Source organism: Dactylosporangium sp. NPDC049140 (assembly GCF_040648435.1).
The window spans coordinates 1-5,375 of sequence record NZ_JBEZDS010000072.1 but is presented as its reverse complement, the minus strand read 5'-3'; the positions used below and the strand labels follow the sequence as shown (position 1 = coordinate 5,375).

General features: G+C 74.2%; 7 protein-coding genes. 2 read left to right on the top strand and 5 right to left on the bottom strand.

The window, feature by feature from the left end:
* Window positions 1–32: 32 nt before the first annotated feature.
* The 4 genes from AB0B76_RS54000 to AB0B76_RS53985 all read right to left on the bottom strand — a co-directional run bounded on the left by AB0B76_RS54000 (window position 33) and on the right by AB0B76_RS53985 (window position 2,829).
* Window positions 33–758: an ABC transporter ATP-binding protein gene (locus AB0B76_RS54000; RefSeq protein ID WP_360392655.1), complete on the bottom strand. Its 726-nt coding sequence runs from the start codon at window positions 756–758 to the stop codon at window positions 33–35.
* Window positions 755–1,339 carry a PadR family transcriptional regulator gene (locus AB0B76_RS53995; RefSeq protein ID WP_360392652.1) on the bottom strand — a complete coding sequence of 195 codons (585 nt, stop codon included), beginning with the start codon at window positions 1,337–1,339 and terminating at the stop codon, window positions 755–757. The genes AB0B76_RS54000 and AB0B76_RS53995 overlap by 4 nt, the downstream gene beginning before the upstream one ends.
* Window positions 1,340–1,519: 180 nt before the next feature.
* Window positions 1,520–2,245 (bottom strand): alkaline phosphatase family protein, encoded by a 726-nt coding sequence (locus AB0B76_RS53990; RefSeq protein WP_360392649.1) that lies wholly within the window; start codon window positions 2,243–2,245, stop codon window positions 1,520–1,522.
* Window positions 2,246–2,421: 176 nt separating this feature from the next.
* Window positions 2,422–2,829, bottom strand: coding sequence for a MarR family transcriptional regulator (locus AB0B76_RS53985; protein ID WP_360392646.1), 408 nt, complete (start codon window positions 2,827–2,829; stop codon window positions 2,422–2,424).
* Window positions 2,830–2,894: 65 nt separating this feature from the next.
* On the opposite strand from AB0B76_RS53985, the gene AB0B76_RS53980 reads away from it, so the two are divergent.
* Both AB0B76_RS53980 and AB0B76_RS53975 read left to right on the top strand, forming a co-directional pair.
* Complete coding sequence (locus AB0B76_RS53980; RefSeq protein WP_360392643.1) at window positions 2,895–3,374, top strand: hypothetical protein; 480 nt, start codon at window positions 2,895–2,897, stop codon at window positions 3,372–3,374.
* Window positions 3,371–4,930, top strand: a complete 1,560-nt coding sequence (locus AB0B76_RS53975) for a multicopper oxidase family protein (protein ID WP_360392640.1) — start codon at window positions 3,371–3,373, stop codon at window positions 4,928–4,930. Before AB0B76_RS53980 ends, AB0B76_RS53975 begins: the two co-directional genes overlap by 4 nt.
* Here the strand turns inward: AB0B76_RS53975 and AB0B76_RS53970 are convergent.
* On the bottom strand, window positions 4,923–5,375 hold a 453-nt coding region (locus AB0B76_RS53970), incomplete at its 5' end, for an ATP-binding protein (RefSeq protein WP_360392637.1). The two genes, AB0B76_RS53975 and AB0B76_RS53970, sit on opposite strands and share 8 nt — an antisense overlap.

The window sequence follows — 5,375 nt, the reverse complement described above, 5'->3', positions numbered from 1 at the left end:
CATGACGCGACCTCCGCTTCGCTCCCTACCGCTCATCGGGCGGCTTCCCCGGTCAGCAGCGAGTCGGGCCCGGGGCGCGGGGCGGTACGGTCGACCACGCTCCCGTCGCGGATGAACAGGACCCGGTCGGCCCACGAGGCCAGCTGCGCGTCGTGGGTCACCATCACCGCGGCCAGCCCCCGCTTGCAGGCGGCCAGCATCATCCGCATCACGGCCTCGCCGTTGGCCGAGTCCAGCGCGCCGGTGGGCTCGTCGGCCAGCATCAGCCGGCGGTCCCCCACCACCGCCCGGGCGATCGCCACCCGCTGCCGCTCGCCGCCGGAGAGCTGGTCCGGGAACCGCGACGCGCGCTCGGCCAGGCCGAGCTCCTCCAGCGCGCGCAGCCCGGCCGCCCGCGCCTTGCCGGCCTTGATCCCGTCGAGCTCCAGCGGCAGGGCCACGTTCTCGGCGGCGGTGAGGCCGGGCAGGAGGTTGAAATCCTGGAAGACGTACCCGATGGCGCGCCGCCGCAGCCGGGCCCGGTCGTCGCGGGACATCTCCGACAACGGCTGCCCCGCGATCAGCACCTCGCCGGCCGTCGGCGACTCGAGGGCCCCGGCGATGGTCAGCAACGTGCTCTTGCCCGAGCCGCTCGGGCCCATGACCGCGACCAGCTTGCCGGGCTCGACGGTCAGATCCACCTCGCGCAGCGCGTGGACCTCGTCGGCGCCGTCCAGGTAGGTCTTCGACACCTGACGCAGCTCCAGCACCCCGCTCATCGCCGCACCCCCGCCCGCCGCCGGATCTGCGGCCCCGCGGCGGCCCGCGCCGGGGCGGGCGGCTCGAGCGAGGCCCGCTTGAGCCGGCCGTCGGCGGTGTCGAGCCAGCGCACGACCGAGTCGAGGCGGTAGAGCTCGGCGTCGACCACGAGCGCCAGGCTCAGGTCGAGGTCGCCCTCCTCCTCCTTGAGGCGGGTCCACTGCTGCATGAGCTCGACGAGGTACCGCCGGTGCTCCTGGATGACCTCGTGGACGTCGACGCCGGGCAGCCGTACCGCGATCAGGACCTTGATGACGAGCTCGTCGCGCGGCGGCGAGGCCAGGTCGGGCGGCGTGCGCAGCCAGGTGGCCAGCTCCTCGGCCCCCTCGGCGGTGATCTGGAAGCCCTTCTGGGGGCCCGGCTCGGCGTCGTCGTCGGACTCGACGAGGCCGTCGCGCTCCAGCCGCTGCAGGGTCGTGTAGACCTGCCCGACGTTGAGGGGCCACACCTCGCCGGTGCGCGCCTCGAACTCCTCGCGCAGCTGCAGCCCGTACTTGGGCCCTTCCTTCAACAGCGCCAGCAGCGCGTACCTGATGCTCATGACGCCCCCGCACTCGATATCATGCGCCGTAGCATACTGAGTATATTGCCGGCTGTCCACGGCCCGGAGGGTTCACCCGCCCCGGAGCCGACGGTGGCCACAGGTCCCGCCGGACGTTCGTGGCGGCCTGACCACGACGGCGTCGACGCCCGGCCCCCGCGGCCCGGGCGTCGATCCGTTTCAGCCGCCCACGCCGAGCGGCGCCGCGGTCGCCGCTGCGCCCAGGGGGGTCAGGCCGTAGCGGTCCTCGATCGTCCGCAGCACCGAGTAGTGGTCGACCCGGCCGGTCCGGGGGCCCGGGGTGACGCCGGCGCCCGCGACGAGGGTCAGGATCCGGTTGCCGGCGCGGCCGTCGTCCTCGTCGAACGTCACGATGAGCCAGCTGTCGTGCGTGTCGGCCCAGCGTACGTACGCGTCGAGGTGCGCGCGGGCCCAGGCGTCGCCGGTGGCGATGCCGCAGTCGTGCATGTCGTTGCACAGGTTCGGGATCAGGAACGCGACGGTCGGCAGGCTCGCCGGGTCGGCCGGCCACGCGCTGAAGGGCTGGTTCGCCTCCGCGGGCACGGTGTCGAAGTCGGCCCAGGGGTTGTGCTTGGCCGCGTACCGCCCGCTGGAGCAGCCCCGGAACCCGGGTGCGGGCAGGTCCTCGGAGTACCCGGTGAAGGTGCGGCCGGTCGCCTGCAGCTGCTGGGCGAGGTTCGGGGCGGCGCCCGCGCGTACCGGGCAGTGGTCGTCGGTGACGCCCTGGGTCGAGCCCGAGAACAGTGCGAGGTAGTTCGGCTGGCTCGGGTGGGTGATGCCGTGCGCGTCGGTGAACACCGCGGCGCGGGCCATGAGGGTGTTCAGGTACGGGGCGTCGGCGCTGCCGGCGATCTGCCGGTCGGCCTTGTTCTCGAACACGACCACGACGACGTGACCCGGGGCCGCCGGCGATGCGACCGGCGGCGCCGACCGGGATGCGGACGGGGTCGGTGCCGCCGGAGGCGCGGACGTCGTCGGTGCCGGCGTCGGCGCGTTGCCGCAGCCGGCGACGAGGCACAGGAGTGCGGCAATCGCCGCGGCTCTACGGCCCATACCAGCCCCTATGCCTCGACGAAGCGGCGCAGGTGGTCGCGCAGGCCGTCGCGTTCCTCGGGCGTCAGGTGCGCCAGGAGCTCGTCGTTGACCCGGGCCGCCACGCGTTCGGCCTCGGCGAAGCGGGCGCGGCCGGCCTCGGTCAGCTCGACCACGTTCACGCGCCGGTCGGCCTCGGTCGCGCGGCGCACCACCAGGCCGCGGGCGGCCAGCTCGTCGATGGTGCGGGTCATCGTGGACTTGTCGCTGCCGGTCGCCCCCGCGAGGCGGCGCTGGTTCGCGGGGCCACCGCGATTCAGGTTGAGCAGCACACCGAAGTGGCGGCCCTCGATGTCGAGGGGGACCAGCGCGGCGGCGAACGCGTCCGCGGCCCGCTTGGCGGCCAGGCGGAGCAGGGGGCCGAGGCTGTACTCCATACGGGCAGTATAGTCGCACCTGATACAGTCTCATGTGAGAACATCTTGAGTGAGAGGAGACGGGCATGCGCTGGCCGTTCCGGGTCGCCATGAGCACCGCGGCGGTGATGCTGTTCGACCAGGCGGTGTTCGCCGGGCAGTTCCTCGCGGGCACGTTCGGGGCGTTGCCCACGCATCGGGCGAACGCGACCTACAGCGGGATCGCGGTCCTCGTCGCCGCGGCGGCCGGGGTGCTGGTCCGGTGGCCGGGGCGGGGTCCGCTGTGGCCGGCGTTGGCGTGCCTGGGGCTGTTCGGGCTCATCGCGCTGCAGATCGTCGTCGGCTTCGCGCGGATGCTCACGGTGCACGTCCCGCTGGGCGTGAGCATCATCGGCCTGGCCGCCGCGCTGGCAGTCTGGTCGTGGCGGCCCACGGAAAACGCAGAACGGCGGCCCGCGGAAAACGCAGAACGGCCCGCGGAGAGCGCAGAACGACCCGCGGAAAACGCAGAGCGGCCCGCGGAGAGCGCCGGGCAGCCCGTGGAAAGTGCCGGGCGGGCCGCGTGAAGCGCCGCACGCTGCTCGGCGCGCTCGCCGCCGCGGCCGGGGTGGCGGTCCCGTTCGCCGGCGGCTGGCGCGGCTCGACGTCGACCGGATTGCTGCTGCCGAGCCGGCGGCCGCTGCCGCCGCCGTTCGCCGTGCCGCTGCCCATCCCGCCGGTCCTGCGGCCGGTGCGGACCGACGCCGACGGCGAGCACTACGAGGTGGTGCAGCGGGTCGCCCGGGCCGAGATCCTCCCCGGCGTCGCGACGGAGATCTGGGGGTACAACGGAAGCTTCCCCGGCCCGACAATCGTCTCGCGCTCGGGGCGCCCGATCGTGGTGCGCCACCGCAACGAGCTGCCGGTGCCGACGGTCGCGCACCTGCACGGCGGCCGCACCCCGGCCGCGTCCGACGGCTACCCCACCGACCTGCTGCTGCCCGCGGGCGGCGGCGGCGACCATGCGGCGCACATGCCGGGGATGTTCGACGAGCACGCCGTCATCCGGACGGGCGAGCGCGAGTACCGCTACCCGATGCGCCAGCCCGCCGGGACGCTCTGGTACCACGACCACCGCATGGACTTCACGGGCCCGAGCGTGTGGCGGGGCCTGGCCGGCTTCCACCTCGTCACCGACGCCGCCGAGGACGAGGTGCCGTTGCCGCGGGGCGGGCGGGACCTGCCGCTGATGCTCGTGGACCGCTCGTTCGGGCCCGACGGCGAGCTGCTGTACCCGAGCCTCGACCCCGCGCTGGTCCGGCCCGGCGTCCGCGACGGTTTCGGCGCGGGCGTGCTCGGCGACGTGATCCTGGTCAACGGCGCGCCGTGGCCGGTCGCCGAGGTGGACGGCGCCCGTTACCGGCTGCGGCTGCTCAACGCCTCCAACGCCTGCCGGTACCGTCTCGTCCTCGACCCACCGCCGCCTGGCGGGGGCGGGTTCGTGCAGGTCGGCGCGGACGGCGGGCTGCTGGAGCGGCCGGTGCGCCACGACGCGGTCGAGCTGGCTCCGGCGCAGCGGTTCGACGTGGTGGTGGACTTCGGCCGGTACCGCACCGGGCAGGAGGTCACCGTGCTGAACGCGTTCGGCGCCGGCGGTACCGCCCGGGTCATGCGTTTCCGGGTGGTGCGCGCCGCCGCCGACGACACCGCGGTCCCGGCGACGCTGCCCGGCGAGCCGGGTTTGACGGCGGGGTTGGCGGCGGGGCGGGGCGTGCCGGCGCGCACGATGCGGTTCCGGCACGACGTCATCGGGGGCCGGCCGGGCTGGACCGTCAACGGCGTGCCGTTCGCGCCGGACGCGGTGCACGCCCGGGTCGGCCGGGGCGCGGTCGAGGTGTGGCGGCTCACGAGCGACTTCCACCACCCGGTGCATCTGCACGGCGCCACGTTCCGGGTGCTGGCCCGCAGCAACTCGGGGCCGGGGGCCTACGACGCCGGGTGGCGCGACACGCTGGACCTGCGCCCGGCCGAGCAGGCGACGATCGTGGCGCGGTTCGGTGAGGAGCCGGGGCGGTACGTCATGCACTGCCACAACCTCGAGCACGAGGACATGGCGATGATGGGCAACGTCGTCGTCACCTGAGCCGCAGCCGCAGCAGCGCGCCGCCGGCCGGGGACTCCTCGATCGTCAGCGTGCCCCCGTGGGCCGCGACGATGTCCCGCGCGATGGGCAGCCCGAGCCCGGTACCCCCGCCGGCGCGCGACCGATCCTGATCCAGCCGGACGAACCGGTCGAAGACCCGATCCCGATCGACCGGAGCGATTCCCGGCCCGTCATCGGACACCGTGATTTCGGCGGTACCGTCGTGAGCCTCGACCGTCACCTCCACGGTGTGCGCCGCATGCCGGGCCGCGTTGTCCATGAGATTGCGCAGTACCCGCTGCAGATGGTGCGGGTCCCCGCTCACCCGCACCGGCGCCGACCGCGCCGTCACCTTCAACCCCGGCCGCTCCGCGGTAAGCCGCTCCCGCTCCAGATACACCAGATCGTCGAGGTCCACGTCCTCCCGCCGCAGCTGCAAACCCTT